The sequence below is a fragment of the Streptomyces stoeckheimensis genome (assembly GCF_045822005.1).
Taxonomy (GTDB): Bacteria; Actinomycetota; Actinomycetes; order Streptomycetales; family Streptomycetaceae; genus Streptomyces; species Streptomyces stoeckheimensis.
The window spans coordinates 4,026,328-4,043,179 of the sequence record NZ_CP169550.1; the positions used below are offsets into that span (position 1 = coordinate 4,026,328).

Consider the following 16,852-nt stretch of genomic DNA (forward strand, 5'->3'; position numbering starts at 1 on the left):
ACCCCCCGTCACGGGTTCGGGTCCGCAACGGGTCGGGAAACATGCGCGATTCGGACATAGGCCACGGGGCCGGGGGCTCCCGTGAAATCCCCGCCGTGATCGATCAGAGGTGCAGAAGCATCCGACTGTTGCCCAAGGTGTTCGGCTTCACTCGTTCGAGACCGAGGAACTCGGCGACACCCTCGTCATAGGAACGCAGCAGCTCCATGTACACATCGGTCTCGACCGGGGTCTCGCCGATCTCGACGAAGCCGTGCTTCGCGAAGAAGTCCACTTCGAAGGTCAGGCAGAAAACCCGGCTGACACCTACCCTCCGGGCGGTCTCCAGCAACTTGTCGAGCACCAGATGACCGACTCCCACGCCCTTCAAGTCGCGGTCGACGGCAAGAGTGCGGACTTCGGCCAGGTCTTCCCACATCACGTGGAGCGCACCGCAGCCGACCACCTGGCCATCGGAGTCGCGTTCCGCGACCCAGAACTCCTGGATGTCCTCATAAAGGACGACCGGGGCTTTGTCCAGCAGGATCCGCTGCTGTACGTACTGGTCGAGCAGGCGGCGCAGCGCGGGAACATCACCGGTGCGCGCTCGGCGGATCGTCACTGTTTTTGCATGTGCAGCGGAAAACTCAGCCATGCCCGGACGTTATCGCCCCGGCTCGGTGCCCGGCGCCGCGGAGTCGCCTTCGGCGGCGGGCGGCGGCGCCGGGGAGTCGGCGGACTCCGGGGAGAGTGCGGGTTCCGGGGGGAGTACGGGTTCCGCCGGCTGCACGATGCGCACGGCGTCCCTCAGCGCCTCGCGCTGTTCCGCCGACATCATGCCGAAGAAGGCCACGAGTGCGGCCGCGGGGTTGTCGCTCGTCGACCAGGCTTCGTTCATCAGTGCGGCCGAGTAAGCGGCCCGGGTGGAGACCGCCGTATATCGATAGGCGCGGCCTTCCGCTTCGCGGCGGACCCAGCCCTTCTGATGAAGATTGTCCATAACGGTCATGACCGTGGTGTACGCGATGGACCGTTCCTGCTGCAGGTCTTCCAGGACTTCGCGAACGGTGACCGGGCGGTTCCACTGCCACACCCGCGTCATGACTGCGTCTTCGAGTTCTCCCAAGGGGCGAGGCACAGCAGCACGATAGTGCGGGTTGTGGTGAATTGCGCGGCTATCCGGGCGGCAAGGCGCAACAAAATCGGGCGTACGGCTTCGGAAGCCGTACGCCCGTCCCCCGGCGAGGGGGGCTACTTCTGGGGCTGGGACTGCTGAGCGGCCTCGGCGCGGGCGAGCACGGCGTCGACGGCCGCGTCCTCCTTGGCCTTGTTGGCACCGCCCTGGCTCTTCACGATCGTCACGACGAGCGCGATGAAGAACACGGCCATCACGAAGGGGGGCACGAGCGCGGATACGTAGTCCATGCCCCCAGCCTAGCTACCCGACCGCGCGCCCGGCCTCCGGGGGCGGGGTGGGCTTGCGGCGCGGCGGGAAGACCTCGCCCGGGGTCGGGATGGGGCGGCCCGGACGGTCGTCGGGGCGCGGTTCGGGCTTCGGGCGGGCGGGGTCGCCCTCCTTGCCGGAGCCGCCCTTCTCGGTGCCGCGCGGGTCGGCGGCCCGCGCGTCGCCAGCGTGCGTGTCGGTGCCGCCCGCGAGGGTCAGCAGCCGGGTGCGCGGCGCGGGCGCCGTGGACAGCCTGCGGCGTACGGAGCGCTCCGCGATGGTCTGGGCCCGCTCCAGCAGGGCGCCGGCGACCGGGTTGGCGCGCAGCGCCCGGAGGGCCGCGAGGTCGTCCGGCACCGGTTCGTAGCCGGCGGCCAGGGCGTCCTGCAGCAGCTCCAGGTAGCCGGTGAGGCTGCCGGGCAGGGCGGCTCTGTACCGCGCCAGGTCGGCCAGGAGGAAGGCTCTGAGCCTCCCCGCCTCCTGGACCGCGTCGTCCACCGACGCCGCGAGGCGCAGGCAGTCCTGGACCTCGACGGCCGTCAGGGGGGCCGTCGAGGACTGAAGGGCGTGAGCGAGCGAGCGCCTGAGCACGTGAAGCTCATCGGCACCGAACGCCATGCCGCCGCGGGATCCGTAGGGCGTGGGCATGGGCCGAAGATACGCGCTAATCGGACAAAATCCCTTGAGTGGACACGTACAGGGCGCGTGTCGGGCCCCCTAGTCAGGCTGCTTGACCACGCGCAGGAAATCGGCCCAGGCGGCCTGGGTGGTGGCGAGGACCAGGTGGGCCGGGTCGGCGCGGTCCGCCACCCGGACCAGGGTGCCGGGGGCGGCGCTGACGTACACGCAGTTGTCCCCCTCGCCGCAGAACGAGGACTTCTGCCAGGCGGGCCGAGCGTTCATGGCGTCTCCTCCGGTCACAGGCGCTGTGGCGCCGGGGACGGGCTCCCGGTATTTCTCGTGGGGCGAAGGTAACCCCACGACGGCCGTGCTCCGACCATTTCCGGGGAAATTGTCATGGCGGGCGTCAGGACGCGGTAAAGGCCCGGAGAGCCGATCGGGCGGCCCGGCCCGCGGCCCCTGGGACCGGAGCGGCCCCCGGCCTCCGGAGGGAGGGCGGGGGCCGTCGGATCGGGCGGTTCAGCCGAGGGCGGGTCAGCCGAAGGCGGGCGCGTTGCGCTCGTAGACCAGCCGCAGGCCGATCAGGGTGAGCCAGGGCTCGTGGTCGTCGATGGCCTCGGCCTCGCCGAGCACGATCGGGGCCAGGCCGCCGGTGGCGATGACGCGGACGTCGTCCGGGACGCCGTTCGGGCCGGCCAGCTCCTTGGCCATGCGGTTCACGATCCCGTCGACCTGCCCCGCGAAGCCGTAGACCACGCCCGACTGCATCGCCTCGACCGTGGACTTGCCGATGACGTTGCGCGGGCGGGCCAGCTCGATCTTGCGGAGCTGGGCGCCCCGTACGCCGAGGGCCTCCATGGAGATCTCGATGCCCGGGGAGATGACCCCGCCGACGTACTCGCCCTTGGCGGAGACGGCGTCGAAGGTGGTCGCCGTACCGAAGTCGACGACGATCGCGGGACCGCCGTAGAGCTCGGCGGCCGCGACGGCGTTGACGATGCGGTCCGCGCCGACCTCCTTCGGGTTGTCCATGAGGATCGGTACGCCCGTCTTGGTGCCGGGCTCCACGATCACCGCCGGAACATCCCCGTAGTAGCGGCGGGTCACCTCGCGGAGCTCGTGCAGCACCGCCGGCACCGTCGAGCAGATCGCGATGCCGTGGATGCCGTCGCCCAGTTCGTTGCCGAGCATCGGGTGCATGCCCATCAGGCCCTGCATCAGCACGGCCATCTCGTCGGCCGTGCGGCGCGGGTCGGTCGAGACGCGCCAGTGCTCGACGATCTCGTCACCGTCGAACAGGCCAAGGACCGTATGGGAGTTGCCCACGTCGATGGTGAGGAGCATCGGTTACACCGCCTCGCGCAGATCGAGGCCGATGTCCAGGATCGGGGAGGAGTGGGTGAGCCCGCCGACGGCGAGGTAGTCGACGCCGGTCTCGGCGTAGGCGCGGGCGTTGTGCATGGTGAGACGGCCCGAGGACTCCAGGACGGCGCGGCCGTGGACCAGCGCCACCGCTTCCTCGGTCTCGATGGGCGTGAAGTTGTCGAGCAGGATCAGGTCCGCGCCCGCGTCCAGGGCCTCGCGGACCTGCTGGAGGGTGTCCACCTCGACCTCGATGGGGAGGTCGGGGAACTGCTCGCGGACGGCCTTGAACGCCTCGCGGACGCCGCCCGCCGCGATCACGTGGTTGTCCTTCACCAGCGCCGCGTCGGACAGGGACATCCGGTGGTTGACGCCGCCGCCGCAGCGGACCGCGTACTTCTCCAGGCAGCGCAGGCCGGGGGTGGTCTTGCGGGTGTCGCGGACCTTGGCCTTGGTGCCCTCCAGCTCGTCGGCCCAGGTGCGGGTGGCCGTGGCGATGCCCGACATCAGGCAGAGCAGGTTCAGCGCGCTGCGCTCGCCGGTGAGCAGGTCCCGGGTGCGGGCCCGTACGGACAGCAGCACCTGGCCGGCCTCGACCCGCTCGCCGTCCTCGACGTGCCGCTCCACCTCGAAGGTGTCGGTGCACACGACGGAGAGCACGGCCTCGGCGACGCGCAGGCCGGCGACCGTGCCGGCCTCGCGGGCGGTGAAGTCGGCCGTGGCGACGGCATCCTCGGGGACGGTGGCGACGGTGGTGACGTCGACCCCGCCGTCGAGGTCCTCGGAGATCGCCATGTGCGCGATGTCCTCGACCTCGATGGGGTCCAGGCCCGCGTCCACCAGGAGCTGGGCGAGCGCCGGGTCCAGGCCGGTCTCCTCGCCCTCGCCGCAGGCGCAGTCGTCGCCGCAGCCGCCGGCCTCGCTCTGATCGAGGAGCGGGAGCTCCTCGTGCGGGTGGGTGTGGTCGTGCTCGTGGGAGTCCTGCTCGTGCGTGCTCACGGTTACCGCTCCAGGCTGTCGGTGCTGCGGGTGCTGTCGCTGCTGGTGGTGCTGGTGGTGCTGGTGGTGCTCTTGCTGTTGCTGCTCAAGGGGATCCGTACGGACGGGAAGTCCGCCGAGTCCGTGGTGGTGACGACCAGGGCCCGCCGCTCGGTCTCCGACAGGCGCACGACCAGGTGGCGCCGCCAGTCGGTGTCGTCCCGGTCCGGGTGGTCCTCGCGCCAGTGGCAGCCGCGGGTCTCCGCACGCCGCTGGGCGGCGGCGACCAGCACCCGGGCCACGCACAGGAGGTTGGTGGCCTCCCAGGTCTCGGTGCCGGGGACGGCCGTCTTGCCCCGGGTCTCCAGCTCCGTCAGCGCCGTCGCGTACAGGGCTTCGAGCGCGGCGGCGGCCCGGCGCAGCGACTCGGCGGAGCGGAGCACGCCCGCGCCGTCGGTCATGATGCGCTGGATCTCGTAGCGCGCCTCGGCGGGCTGGAGGGGGCCGGTGGCCGGGACGGGGATGCCGGGGCCGGTGCCCACGGGCGGGTTCCCGATGATGTCGTCGGCGATGCGCTCGGCGAAGACCAGGCCCTCCAGCAGGGAGTTGGAGGCCAGCCGGTTCGCGCCGTGCACTCCGGTGCAGGCGACCTCGCCGCAGGCGTACAGCCCGGGGACGGTGGTGCGGCCGTGCAGGTCGGTCCGTACGCCGCCGGAGGCGTAGTGCGCGGCCGGGGCGACCGGGATGGGCTCGGTGACCGGGTCGATGCCGTGCGAGCGGCAGGCGGCGAGGATGGTGGGGAAGCGCTGCTCCCACATCTCGGCGCCGAAGTGCCGGGCGTCCAGGTACATGTGCTGCGTGCCCTGCTCCTGCATGCGGCGCATGATTCCCTTGGCGACGATGTCGCGGGGGGCGAGCTCGGCGAGCTCGTGCTGGCCGGTCATGAAGCGGACCCCGTCGGCGTCGACGAGGTACGCGCCCTCGCCGCGGACGGCCTCCGACACCAGGGGCTGCTGGCCCTCGGCGTCGGCGCCGAGGAAGAGCACGGTGGGGTGGAACTGGACGAATTCGAGGTCGGAGACCTCGGCGCCGGCGCGCAGCGCGAGGGCCACCCCGTCGCCGGTGGAGACCGACGGGTTGGTGGTCGCGGAGAAGACCTGGCCCATGCCGCCGGTCGCGAGGATCACGGCGGGCGCGTGGACTGCGCCGACCCCGTCGTGCTGGCCCTCGCCCATGACGTGCAGGGTGACGCCCGCGGTACGGCCCTGCGCGTCCAGGAGCAGGTCCAGGACCAGGGCGTTCTCGACGGTCTCGATGCCGGCGGCCTGGACGGCCTCGACGAGCGCGCGGGAGATCTCGGCGCCCGTGGCGTCCCCGCCGGCGTGCGCGATGCGGCGGCGGTGGTGGCCGCCCTCGCGGGTCAGCTCGATCTCGCCGGTCTCGGCGGAGGTGTCGAAGACGGCGCCGGTCGCGATGAGGCGGCGTACGGCGTCGGGGCCCTCGGTGACCAGGAGCCGGACGGCGGCCTCGTCGCACAGGCCGGCGCCGGCGACGAGGGTGTCGTCGAGGTGCTGCTCGGGGGTGTCCCCGTCGCCCAGGGCGGCGGCGATGCCGCCCTGGGCCCAGCGGGTGGAGCCGTCGTCGAGGCGGGCCTTGGTGACCACGACGGTACGGCGGCCCGCGGCCGCGCAGCGCAGTGCGGCGGTCAGTCCGGCGACTCCGGACCCGACGACCACGACATCGGCGTCTACGGACCAGCCGGGCGCCGGGGCGTGGAGCCGTATGCCGGTGCTGGTGCCCGCGGTTGCGGGGCCTCTGCCTGGGGTGCTCACGGTTGTGCTCCGAACTCCAATGGGATGTTGTCGATCAGCCGGGTCGCGCCCACCTTCGCGGCGACGGCCAGCACGGCCTGACCGGTGAAGCCGTGGCCGGCCTCGGTGAAGTCCTGGGGGTCCACCAGCGCCAGGTAGTCCAGGACGAGCGGCGGATCGTGGCGGCCCGCCTCCTCCAGGACGTGCCGCGCTGCGGCCCGTACGGCCTCCGGCAGCCCGGCGCCCGCCGCGGCGACGGCGTGCGCGTCGGCGGAGGCGCGGATCTCGCCGAGCCGGGCCAGGCCGGTGGCCCGCTCGTCGCCGGCCGGGGGCGCCTGCGCCTCGGCGCGGGCGCGCAGCGCGGACTGCGCGGCGAGGCGGTCGCGGCCGGCGAACAGGGCGCGGGACAGCGCGAGGGCGGTGCCGCGCTCCTTGGCGGAGAGGTAGCGGTTGCGGGAGGACAGCGCGAGCCCGTCCGGCTCGCGGACGGTCGGTACGCCGACCACCTCCACGGGGAAGTTCAGGTCGGTCACCATCCGCCGGATCAGCGCCAGTTGCTGCGCGTCCTTCTGACCGAAGAAGGCCAGGTCGGGGCGGGTGAGGTGGAGCAGCTTGGCGACGACGGTCAGCATGCCGTCGAAGTGGCCCGGGCGCGTGGCGCCTTCGAGACGGCCGCCCATCGGGCCGGCGGTGATCCGGACCTGGGGGTCGCCGCCGGGGTAGACCTCGTCGACGGCCGGGGCGAACACGGCGTCGGCGCCGGCCTCTTCGGCGATGAGGAGGTCGGCGTCGAGGGTGCGGGGGTAGCGGTCGAGGTCCTCGTTCGCCCCGAACTGGAGGGGGTTGACGAAGACCGTGACCACGACCTGGCCGGTGGGGCCGACGTGCTCGCGGGCGGTGCGGACCAGGGTGGCGTGGCCCTCGTGGAGGGCGCCCATGGTCATGACGACGGCGCGGCGGCCGGCGGCCTCGGCGGTGGCGCGGGGCAGGCGGTGCAGGGCCTCTGCGGTGTCGAGGAGGATCACAGTTCGCCGCCGCCTTCGGTTCCTTCGTGGCCGGGTCCGGGGCCGGGGTCGATCCCTGGTGCCGCCCCGTCGGCGAGCACACCGAGGAGGTCTTCGGCCAGTTCGGGCTTGAGCAGACCGTGCGCGAGGGCGCGGTCGGCGGTCGTACGGGCCATCGCGAGGTACCCGGCGACGGTGCCCGGGGCGTGCTTGCGCAGCTCCGCGACGTGCGCGGCGACGGTACCGGCGTCACCGCGGGCCACCGGGCCGGTCAGGGCGGCGTCACCGGAGCGCAGGGCGTTGTCGAGGGCCGCGCCGAGGAGCGGGCCGAGCATCCGGTTCGGGTGTTCGACGCCCGCCTTGGCCAGCAGTTCCATCGACTGGGCGACCAGGGTGACCAGGTGGTTCGCGCCGAGCGCGAGGGCCGCGTGGTAGAGCGGGCGGTTCACCTCGGCGATCCACTCGGGCTCCCCGCCCATCTCGATGACCAGGGCCTCGGCGGCGAGCCGCAGCTCGTCCGGGGCGGTGACCCCGAAGGAACAGCCCGCGAGGCGCTGCACGTCGACCTCGGTGCCGGTGAAGGTCATCGCGGGGTGCAGGGCCAGCGGAAGCGCGCCCGCACGGCGCGCGGGGTCCAGCACGGAGACCCCGTACCGCCCGGAGGTGTGGACGAGGAGCTGTCCGGGACGGACCGCACCGGTCTCGGCGAGTCCCTCCACCAGGGAGGGCAGGGCGTCGTCGGGGACGGTCAGCAGCACGAGGTCGGAGACCTCCAGCACCTGCGCGGGAGACACGACGGGCACACCGGGCAGCATCCGCTCGGCCCGGCGCCGCGAGGCGTCGGAGACGCCGGACACGGCGACGGGACGGTGCCCGGTCTGCTGCAGGGCACAAGCCAGCGCGGGGCCGACCCGGCCGGCTCCGACGACACCGACGGAGAGCCGGGCGGGGCGCTCCGCCTGGGGGGCTGTGTTCACGCGGGGGAGGCCTTCCGTTCCGTTCCGGTCCGCGGGGGGTACCGGACGATACGCCGCCATGCTAGCTGCTGGCGTGTGGGCCGGTCGGCGATGATCGGGGGATGAACCAGGACACGGAGCGGACGGTGGCGGGGCCCGGCTCGGAGCCGGGCGGGTGCGGGGGGCCGGGGGCGGGCTCCGGGGCAGGGACGGCCCCGGCCCCGGGTGCGCAGCGGATCGCGGAACCGGACGCGGCAGCCGAACGTGCCGCAGGCGCGAACCAGGACCCGGAGCGGGTCCCGGACGCGGCCGGGGAGCAGGCGGCCGGTCGGGTGACGAGCACGCACGCGGAGGGCGGCCCGGACGGGACTGCGGACGACTCGGCTGCGGACGACGTGGCTGCGCGGATGGTGGTTGCCGGGCGAGGGGCGCGGCGGAAGCTTTCGGACAGTCTGCGGGAGGCCACGGTCGGCGAGCTGCTGGCGGAGTTGGGCGGGCTGGCCCCGGACTCCGACGAGCCGGGTGACATCTACGGCAACGGCGTCGTGGAGCGGCTGGAGCGGCGGGTCGCGGAGGTGCTCGGCACCGAGGACGCGGCGTTCTTCCCGACCGGGACCATGGCCCAGCAGATCGCCTTGCGCTGCTGGGCCGCCCGGACCGGGAACCCGGTGGTCGCCCTGCACCCGATGAGCCATCCGGAGCGGTGGGAGGGCGGCGCGCTGTCGGTCGTCTCGGGGCTGCGGACCGTCCACCCGACGGGTGAACCGCGCCAGCCGACCGCGTCCGAGGTCGCCGAACTGCCCGAGCCGTTCGGGACGCTGATGCTGGAGCTTCCGCTGCGGGACGCGGGCTTCCTGCTCCCGACCTGGGAGGAGCTGTCCGCCCTGGTGGACGCCGCCCGCGATCGGGACGCGGTGGTGCACTTCGACGGCGCCCGGCTCTGGGAGTCGACGGTCCACTTCGGCCGGTCCCTGCCGGAGATCGCGGCGCTGGCGGACTCGGTGTACGTCTCCTTCTACAAGTCCCTCGGCGGCCTCAGCGGGGCCGCCCTCGCCGGATCGGCGTCGCTCGTCGCCGAGTCGAAGGTCTGGCGGCACCGGTACGGGGGCCAGGTCTTCCGCCAGTTCCCGGCCGCGCTGTCCGCCCTGGCCGGGCTGGAACGGGAGCTGCCGGCGCTTCCCTCCTACGTGGCCAAGGCGCGGACGGTGGCGTCCGCCCTGTCCTCGGCGCTCGCCGCGGCTCCGGAGGTGCCCTGGTTCCGGGTCCACCCGGAGGTGCCGCACACCCATCAGTTCCAGGTGTGGCTCCCGTACGACGCGGACCGCCTCACCGAGGCGGGCCTCCGCCTGGCGGAGGAGACGGGCACGATCCTGTTCCGCCGCTGGTCCCCCGACGGACCGCCGGGCCTCGCGGTGACGGAGATCGAGGTCACCCGCCCGGGCCTGACCTGGACGGAGTCCGACGTGGCAACGGCGGTGGCGGACTTCATGTCCCGCCTGTAGCCGGGACCGCCGGGGCGGGGGCCGCCTGTAACCCGGGCGGGCAGCGCCGGGGCCCACCGGCAGCCGGGGTCGCCAGGGCTGGGAGCCCCCCGTAGCCCGGGCCGGCAGGGCCGGGGGCCACCCGTAAGCCCGGGCCGGCAAGGCCGGGAGCCGCTCGCCGGGGCGCCGGGGCCCGGAGGCCGGGCCGGGGGTCAGGTCAGGTGGCGGCGGGTCAGCCGGCGGTGGAGGGCCGAGCGCCAGGGGTGGCGGCCCGGGGCGCCGTCGAGGACGGCCCGGAATTGTTCGTAGGTGCGGGCCTCGCGCAGGACGGCCACGTCGTCGTGGCCCGGTGGCGGGGGCATCGGGGTGCCGTGCTGCGAGGCCCGGTAGGTGTCGAGGAGGTACTGCTCGATCGCGGTCATGTATCCACCCTGAACCTGCGGGGGTGCGGGGCGCGCGCTGGTTGACCGATGGCGTCAATCGGCCCCGCGGGGTCGGCTGCGCCGACTGGTTCCCCGGGCCTCCGCGCCCGCCGGGCGGCGGTGGAGCGGCCGCTGCGCGGGGCGAAGTCCCCGACCCGCCCTTCCACCGTTCCCAGGGCCGGCCCTGACCCGGTCCTCAAACGCCGGACGGCTGAACTTGCTGCGGCGGCCCGGGTCGGGGACGGGGACGGGGTGGGGTGTCGGCCTGGACGTAGAGCGTGATTTGTGGCGCGAGAACACCCTTCGCCCTGTCGGAGTAGAGCAGGGGGCGCCTAAATCATGCAGTCCAGGCCGACACCCCACCCCGGCCCCGGCCCCGGCCCACCCGACGCAGCCCGCCCGGCGCCACCACAACCCAGCCCCGCCGGCGATTGAGGCGCAGGGGTCCGGGGACTGGTCCCCGGCAACGGCGCCGCACGGCGGCCGGGGATGCGCCGGGTGGGCGAAGGGCGCGTGGCCTGGCGGTCGGGCGGGCCGCGCGACGGCAGAATGATCCGATGAGCGTCACCATCGACATCACCGGGCTCCCCGCGCAGCGGATCGGCTTCGCGCCGTCCCCCCTCGCAGAGCTCTGCATGGCGTTGCACGCGCTCTCCCAGCCCGGCCACCACCCCGGCCTCGCCTCCTGGACCTCCACCACCGCCGCCGCACTCGATCCGGACCTCGCGGACCGGCTGCTGGAGGGCGATTTCATGTGGCGCAGTTCCTTCGCCGACCTGTTCATGGCCTTCGCCGGGATTCCCGGCGGGTCCGGGCTGCCCGCCGCCACCCTGGCCGCCGAGCTCGACGTACTCGACCGGCTGGACGACGAGCGGTTCGTGACGGCCGCCCTGGAGCACTGCCGGCTGGCCCTCTACAACGAAGGCGGCGGGCCGTCCCCGCTCGCCGATCCGCTCGCCCGGGCGAAGGCCCTGGAGACGGCCTCCGCCCGCGGGCCGCAGCAGCTGGCCTTCGCCGTGCGGGTGCTCGACGACACCGCAGGTGTCCGGGTCTGGCTGCGCCGCCTGATCGAGGACTGCGACGAGGCCTTCTTCGCGGAGACCTGGCGCCGCATCGAGCCCCGCCAGAGCGCGGACGTCCGGCACAAGACGGAGTTGCTGCGCCGCAAGGGGCTGCCCAGCGCCCTCAAGGAGGTCTCCTCGGCGCTGAGCGTCGACGAGGGGCTGACCACCGTCACGGTGGACAAGATGGTCCACGGGTCCACGACCGCGACCGATCCCCGAATAGGCGACGGCCTGCTGTTCGTGCCCACGAACTTCGGCTGGCCCCACCTGCTGGTGCTGCACGCCCCCGGCTGGCGTCCGGTGATCCACTACCCGCTCGGCTCTCCCGAACTGGCCTCCTCCCCGGGGTCGGTGGAGCTGTTGCAGCGGCGCATGGAGGCACTGGCCCATCCGATGCGGATGATGCTGTGCCGCAATCTGGCGCGCGCCCCGTACACGACCGGCGAGTTGGCGGCCGCGCACGGGATCACCGCCCCGGAGGTGTCCCGTCATCTGACGGTGCTGAAGAAGGCCGGGCTGATCCAGACCCGCCGCCAAGGGCGGTACGTCCAGCACCAGCTGGACCTGGCGGCGGTCGCGCGGATCGGATCCGACTTCATCGAGGGCATCCTGCGCTAGCCCAGCGGCCCCGCGTCGGCCCCGCGCCGGCCGGCCCTGCGGCGACTCCGCGGCAGTCTTGCGGCAGTTCGGCGGGCCGCGCCCTGCCCGGACCACGGGCAAAAGCGGGCACTGGCCTGAATTCGACGGCTCAGATGCTCCGATATACGGATTTCACAAACCGGAATCAGTGAAAAGTCTGGCCATGGCCGCCACTTGATGTCTAACGTGCGTCCACCGCTCCCGCACCCCGCTCCCCCACTCGGCGCAACGCACCTGACCTGCGTCTGCATCCGCGTCCGCTTCTCCGCACCCTCGTACGCCCCATGCCATACGCCGAAACGCCATACCCATGCGCTCGCGCATCTGCCGTGGAAGGACTTTCATGCCCTCACGCCGTATAGCCGCAGCCACCGCCGCCCTGGCGGCCGCGGCCCTCGTCTCCCCGCTGCTCCTCGCCGGGCCTGCCGGAGCCACCGGCAGTCCGCAGAGCGACGCCGCCCGGGCCGACGCGCTGGCCCGAAAGCTGGTCAAGGACTCCACCGGCAAGGGTGCCAACAACCACCTGAAGGTCTTCCAGGCCATCGCCGACTACAACGAGGGCACCCGCGTGGCGGGTTCCAAGGGTCACGTCCAGTCGGCCCAGTACGTCGAGCTCGTCATGCGCGCGGCCGGATACAAGGTCACCAAGAACGAGTTCGAGTTCGTGTACGTCGAGACGGTCGCCGAGACCCTGAAGGTCAACGGCCCGGCCGGCCGCGACGTCCCGATCAAGCTGATGACGTACACCGCCAGCGGCCCGGCGAACGGCGTGACGGCACAGATCGCCGTCGCCCCCGTCGACGCCGACGGCACCAACGGCTGCGAGCCCGCCGACTTCGCCGCGGGCGCCTTCACGGGCAAGGTCGCGCTGATCAAGCGCGGCGGCTGCGCCTTCGCGGTCAAGCAGCAGAACGCGGCGGCGGCCGGTGCGGTCGGCGCGGTGATCTACAACAACGCCGAGGGCGCCCTGAACGGCACCATCGGCTCGGCCGACGCGGGCAAGATCCCGACCGGTGGCGTCACGCTGGCCGAGGGCCAGCGGCTCGCCGCCGACGCGGCCGCGGGACCGGTCGAGGTCACCCTCGACATCCGCGAGTTCCGGGAGAACCGCAAGACGTACAACGTCGTCGCGGAGACGCGCGGCGGCGACGAGAACAACACCGTCTTCCTCGGCGCGCACCTCGACTCCGTCGTGAAGGGCCCGGGCATCAACGACAACGGCTCCGGCTCGGCGGGCATCCTCCAGGTCGCGCAGAAGCTCGCGAGCAGCCAGACGAAGATCAAGAACAAGGTCAAGTTCGCCTGGTGGTCGGCGGAGGAGTTCGGCCTGCTCGGCTCCGAGGCGTACGTCGGCGGCCTGACGGAGGAGCAGAAGAAGAAGATCAAGCTCTACTTGAACTTCGACATGATCGCCTCGCCGAACGCCGCGTACTTCGTCTACGACGGCGACGACTCGGACAAGGTCGGCTCGGGCCCCGGCCCCGAGGGCTCGGCGCAGCTGGAGAAGGGGATCAACGACTTCCTCGACTCCAAGAGCATCCCGCGCGAGGGCACCGACTTCTCGGGCCGCTCGGACTACGGCCCGTTCATCGCGGTCGGCATCCCCTCGGGCGGTACGTTCACGGGTGCCGAGGGCATCAAGACGCCGGCGCAGGCGGCGAAGTTCGGCGGGCAGGCCGGGGTCGCGTACGACGTGAACTACCACGGCGCGGGCGACACTCTGGCGAACATCGACCAGAAGGCGCTCGACATCAACGTCGACGTCATCGCGGACGCGGTCGGTCACTACGCGTACGACCTGGCGCCGCTGTCGAAGCCGGTGCCGGCGCAGCCGACCGACGGCTCGGGCAGCGGTGGTGGCCTCCACGAGGGCCACGACCACGCGTCGGAGTAGCCGGTAAGAGGGGCGGGTCGGGGCCGGTGCAGCCGCTGCGCGGCATCGAGTCCCCGACCCGCCCTTCGCCCGTTCCCCGGGCTCCGCCCGGACCCGTTGCCGCGCGCGGCGCCGTTCCCAGGGGCCAGCCCCCGGACCCCCGCTCCTCAAACGCCGGCGGGGCTGGATTGTGGCCAGCCGGCCACCCCGACCGGCTGGACCAGCCAGCCGAAGTCGCCCAGACCGCCCCGCGCGGTGAGTTCCGCGGCCTCCCCCGCGCCCGACAGGGCCCGGACGTACGCCGCCGGGTCGGTGGAGGCCAGGGCCAGCGGGGGCCGGGCCCCCGAGACGCCGAGGGCCGCCAGCGCGTCCCGCTGGGTCAGCAGCACCGCGCCCGGTCCCGCGCACGCGTCGAGCGCGACGTGCGCGGTGACGTCGCAGCTCCCGTCCGGCACGGGGGCCGTCTCCCGCCCGGCGCGGAACCCGGTCAGCGTCCCGAAGGGCGGCCGGGCCTCCCGGGTGTGGGCGTAGTCCACCGCGACCGCGAGCCCGCGCTCCACGGTCGCGACGGCCGCCGCCCAGGCCTCGTCGCGCGGCCGGCCGATCTCCGCCCGGCCCGCGCCCCCACCCACCTCGGCGCCCCCGCCCGCGCCCGCCCCCGGCCACCACCGCTCCAGCCAGGCCCGGTCCGGCCCGTCCAAGGGGCCGCCCAGGCTCTCCGTACCGTCCCGCGCGACCTCCACGTAGCGCCCGTCCTCGGCGAGGTCCAGCGGTACGTTGTCGAGCCACTCGTTGGCGAAGAGCAGCCCCCGGGTCCCCCGGGGCGGCTCGCCCACCCACCGGATCCGCCCATCGAGCCCGGCGGGCCTCTCCGCGCGTTCCACCCCGTACGGACGCACCCGCGCGGCCGTCTCCGGCGGCAGCGCCGCCAGCACCCCGGCCAGCAGTTCCCCGCGCCCGGCCCCTACGTCGACCAGGTACAGCTCCTCCGGGCGGCCGAGCTCCCCGTCCACCCACAGGAGCAGCCGGGCCACGGCCTGCGCGTAGAGCGGCGAGGCATGCACGGACGTGCGGAAATGCCCTGCGGGGCCGGGGCCGCCGGGACGCACGTAGAAGCCGTCGGGGCCGTACAGCGCCCGCTCCATCGCCGTCCGCCAGCGGACCGGACCCGCCTGTACCGCGCCTTCACCCTGAGTGCTCATCGCTGAAAGGTTATGGTCGCCTCCACCTCCGGTAGTACTCGCGTCTCGCACGGATCGCCCCTCTGGTTGACTCCAGCACCTATCGGCTGTCCCTACTCTGGGTTACGTGCAGCGCCTCTACGATTTCCTCCGCAGACACCCGACGGGCGTCGACAGCTTCTGGGCTGTCCTCTTCTTCGGGTTCTCGATGGCCGTCGTCGCCTCGATGCACGAGGGCACCACCGCCGCGCTGCTCGCCACCCCCTGTGTGGTGGCGCTGAGCAGCGCCGTAGCGCTGCGCCGCAAGTGGACCGTCCCGGTCTTCTGGCTCACCGTCGCCACCGGCCTCTACCAACTGGTCATCGGCGCGGACGCGAACTTCTACGACTTCGCGATGCTCGTCGTCCTCTTCACGGTCGCCGCCTCCGACGTCCCCCGCTGGGTCTCGCGCACGGCCCTCGGCTGGGGGCTGAGCGCCTCTGCGCTGTACTTCCTGCGCAACGGCGTGGACAAGTCGAACTCCGCCACCGACAACCTGCTCTTCGTCGTGTTCATGATGATCCCGTTCGCCCTCGCCTGGGTGATGGGCGACTCCCTGCGCACCCGCCGGGCCTATTACGCCCAGCTCGTCGAACGCAACCAGCGCCTGGAGAAGGAGCGCGCGGCCCAGGCCAAGGTGGCCGTCGCCGCCGAGCGGGCCCGGATCGCCCGCGAGCTGCACGACGTCGTCGCGCACAACGTCTCGGTGATGGTGGTCCAGGCCGACGGCGCCGCCTACGTGATGGACGCGGCCCCCGAGCAGGCCAAGGAGGCCCTGCAGACCATCTCCGGCACCGGGCGCCTGGCCCTCGCCGAGATGCGCCGGCTGCTCGGCGTCCTGCGCACCGGCGAGCCGCAGGAGTCCGAGGACTACGTGCCGCAGCCCGACGTGGAGCAGATCGAGGTGCTGGTCGAGCAGGTACGGGCGGCCGGGCTCGCGGTGGACTTCGAGGTCGAGGGCGCCCCGCGCAAGCTGCCCAGCGGCGTGGAGCTGACGGCGTACCGGATCGTCCAGGAAGCGCTGACGAACACCCGCAAGCACGGCGGCCCGGCCGCGAAGGCCAGCGTCCGGCTCGTCTACTTCGACGACGGGCTCGGCCTGCTCGTCGAGGACGACGGTCGGGGCGCGGCCCACGAGTTGTACACGGACGGCGGCGTGGACGGCGCCGGACACGGGCTGATCGGCATGCGCGAACGCATCGGTATGGTCGGAGGCACCCTCGACGCGGGCCCCCGGCCCGGTGGCGGCTTCCGGATCAGCGCCCTGCTCCCCCTGAAGAAAAGGTGACCATGTCCTTCCCCACCGGCCCCTCCTCCGGCTCCTCCATCCGCGTGATGCTGGTCGACGACCAAGTTCTGCTGCGCACCGGTTTCCGGATGGTGCTCGCCGCACAGCCCGACATGGAGGTCGTCGCCGAGGCCGGCGACGGCCTGGAGGCGCTGGAGGTGCTGCGGGCCACCAAGGTGGACGTGGTGCTGATGGACGTCCGCATGCCCCGGCTCGACGGGGTCGAGGCGACGCGCCGCATCTGCGAGCCCGAGGAACACCCCAAGGTCATCATCCTGACCACCTTCGACCTCGACGAGTACGCCTTCTCGGGCCTGAAGGCGGGCGCGAGCGGGTTCATGCTCAAGGACGTCCCGCCGGGCGAGCTGCTGGCCGCGATCCGCTCGGTGCACAGCGGCGACGCGGTCGTCGCCCCGTCCACGACGCGCCGGCTGCTGGACCGGTTCGCACCGATGCTGCCGTCGACGTCGGCGGAGCCCCGGAACAAGGACGTCGAGCGGCTGACGGAGCGTGAGCGCGAGGTCATGATGCTGGTCGCCCAGGGCCTGTCGAACGGCGAGATCGCCGCCCGCCTGGTCCTGTCGGAGGCCACGGTCAAGACCCACGTGGGCCGCATCCTGACCAAGCTGAACCTGCGCGACCGCGTACAGGTCGTGGTCCTGGCGTACGAGACCGGGCTGGTCCGCGCGGGCGGCGGGGCGGGATAGTCC

The 16,852-nt window shown here is 73.1% G+C and carries 17 protein-coding genes; 5 read left to right on the plus strand and 12 right to left on the minus strand.

Going from position 1 to position 16,852, the window contains the following annotated elements; all coding sequences use genetic code 11:
- Positions 1 to 103: 103 nt before the first annotated feature.
- The 10 genes from ACE1OC_RS18095 to ACE1OC_RS18140 form a co-directional block, all read right to left on the minus strand.
- The gene (locus ACE1OC_RS18095) at positions 104 to 634 is read right to left on the minus strand and encodes an amino-acid N-acetyltransferase (RefSeq protein ID WP_407837865.1); all 531 of its coding nucleotides are present in this window, start codon (positions 632 to 634) and stop codon (positions 104 to 106) included.
- 9 nt (positions 635 to 643) lie between these two features.
- The gene (locus tag ACE1OC_RS18100; protein WP_407837866.1) at positions 644 to 1,117 is read right to left on the minus strand and encodes a BlaI/MecI/CopY family transcriptional regulator; all 474 of its coding nucleotides are present in this window, start codon (positions 1,115 to 1,117) and stop codon (positions 644 to 646) included.
- Between the two features lie 113 nt (positions 1,118 to 1,230).
- Entirely contained in the window at positions 1,231 to 1,404 is a 174-nt protein-coding gene (locus ACE1OC_RS18105) for a hypothetical protein (RefSeq protein WP_250752807.1), read from the minus strand.
- A 13-nt stretch (positions 1,405 to 1,417) separates the two neighbouring features.
- On the minus strand, positions 1,418 to 2,071 hold the full coding sequence (locus ACE1OC_RS18110; RefSeq protein ID WP_407837867.1) for a hypothetical protein: 654 nt from the start codon (positions 2,069 to 2,071) through the stop codon (positions 1,418 to 1,420).
- 69 nt (positions 2,072 to 2,140) lie between these two features.
- Positions 2,141 to 2,326, minus strand: a complete 186-nt coding sequence (locus ACE1OC_RS18115) for a DUF397 domain-containing protein (RefSeq protein ID WP_250752801.1) — start codon at positions 2,324 to 2,326, stop codon at positions 2,141 to 2,143.
- A gap of 252 nt (positions 2,327 to 2,578) precedes the next feature.
- On the minus strand, positions 2,579 to 3,388 hold the full coding sequence (locus ACE1OC_RS18120; RefSeq protein ID WP_250752787.1) for a type III pantothenate kinase: 810 nt from the start codon (positions 3,386 to 3,388) through the stop codon (positions 2,579 to 2,581).
- A 3-nt stretch (positions 3,389 to 3,391) separates the two neighbouring features.
- Positions 3,392 to 4,405: a carboxylating nicotinate-nucleotide diphosphorylase gene (gene nadC / locus ACE1OC_RS18125; protein ID WP_407837868.1), complete on the minus strand. Its 1,014-nt coding sequence runs from the start codon at positions 4,403 to 4,405 to the stop codon at positions 3,392 to 3,394.
- A 2-nt stretch (positions 4,406 to 4,407) separates the two neighbouring features.
- Positions 4,408 to 6,216 (minus strand): L-aspartate oxidase, encoded by a 1,809-nt coding sequence (locus tag ACE1OC_RS18130; protein WP_407837869.1) that lies wholly within the window; start codon positions 6,214 to 6,216, stop codon positions 4,408 to 4,410.
- Positions 6,213 to 7,220: a pantoate--beta-alanine ligase gene (gene panC / locus ACE1OC_RS18135; RefSeq protein ID WP_407837870.1), complete on the minus strand. Its 1,008-nt coding sequence runs from the start codon at positions 7,218 to 7,220 to the stop codon at positions 6,213 to 6,215. Before panC ends, ACE1OC_RS18130 begins: the two co-directional genes overlap by 4 nt.
- Positions 7,217 to 8,236, minus strand: a complete 1,020-nt coding sequence (locus ACE1OC_RS18140; RefSeq protein ID WP_407837871.1) for a Rossmann-like and DUF2520 domain-containing protein — start codon at positions 8,234 to 8,236, stop codon at positions 7,217 to 7,219. The genes panC and ACE1OC_RS18140 overlap by 4 nt, the downstream gene beginning before the upstream one ends.
- Positions 8,237 to 8,562: 326 nt before the next feature.
- On the opposite strand from ACE1OC_RS18140, the gene ACE1OC_RS18145 reads away from it, so the two are divergent.
- On the plus strand, positions 8,563 to 9,657 hold the full coding sequence (locus ACE1OC_RS18145; protein ID WP_407841597.1) for a threonine aldolase family protein: 1,095 nt from the start codon (positions 8,563 to 8,565) through the stop codon (positions 9,655 to 9,657).
- Positions 9,658 to 9,848: 191 nt separating this feature from the next.
- Here the strand turns inward: ACE1OC_RS18145 and ACE1OC_RS18150 are convergent, their stop codons facing one another.
- Positions 9,849 to 10,058, minus strand: coding sequence for a hypothetical protein (locus ACE1OC_RS18150; RefSeq protein WP_407837872.1), 210 nt, complete (start codon positions 10,056 to 10,058; stop codon positions 9,849 to 9,851).
- A gap of 557 nt (positions 10,059 to 10,615) precedes the next feature.
- Between ACE1OC_RS18150 and ACE1OC_RS18155 the strand changes: the two genes are divergently transcribed.
- A complete protein-coding gene (locus ACE1OC_RS18155; RefSeq protein ID WP_407837873.1) occupies positions 10,616 to 11,740 on the plus strand; it encodes a DUF5937 family protein in 1,125 nt (374 codons plus the stop codon).
- 364 nt (positions 11,741 to 12,104) lie between these two features.
- Positions 12,105 to 13,655: a M28 family metallopeptidase gene (locus tag ACE1OC_RS18160; RefSeq protein ID WP_407837874.1), complete on the plus strand. Its 1,551-nt coding sequence runs from the start codon at positions 12,105 to 12,107 to the stop codon at positions 13,653 to 13,655.
- Positions 13,656 to 13,801: 146 nt separating this feature from the next.
- Here ACE1OC_RS18160 and ACE1OC_RS18165 read toward each other — a convergent pair whose 3' ends face one another.
- Positions 13,802 to 14,836 carry an SAM-dependent methyltransferase gene (locus ACE1OC_RS18165; protein WP_407837875.1) on the minus strand — a complete coding sequence of 345 codons (1,035 nt, stop codon included), beginning with the start codon at positions 14,834 to 14,836 and terminating at the stop codon, positions 13,802 to 13,804.
- A gap of 106 nt (positions 14,837 to 14,942) precedes the next feature.
- On the opposite strand from ACE1OC_RS18165, the gene ACE1OC_RS18170 reads away from it, so the two are divergent.
- Both ACE1OC_RS18170 and ACE1OC_RS18175 read left to right on the plus strand, forming a co-directional pair.
- A complete protein-coding gene (locus ACE1OC_RS18170; RefSeq protein WP_407837876.1) occupies positions 14,943 to 16,142 on the plus strand; it encodes a sensor histidine kinase in 1,200 nt (399 codons plus the stop codon).
- A gap of 2 nt (positions 16,143 to 16,144) precedes the next feature.
- Complete coding sequence (locus ACE1OC_RS18175; RefSeq protein ID WP_250754469.1) at positions 16,145 to 16,849, plus strand: response regulator; 705 nt, start codon at positions 16,145 to 16,147, stop codon at positions 16,847 to 16,849.
- Positions 16,850 to 16,852 lie beyond the last annotated feature (3 nt).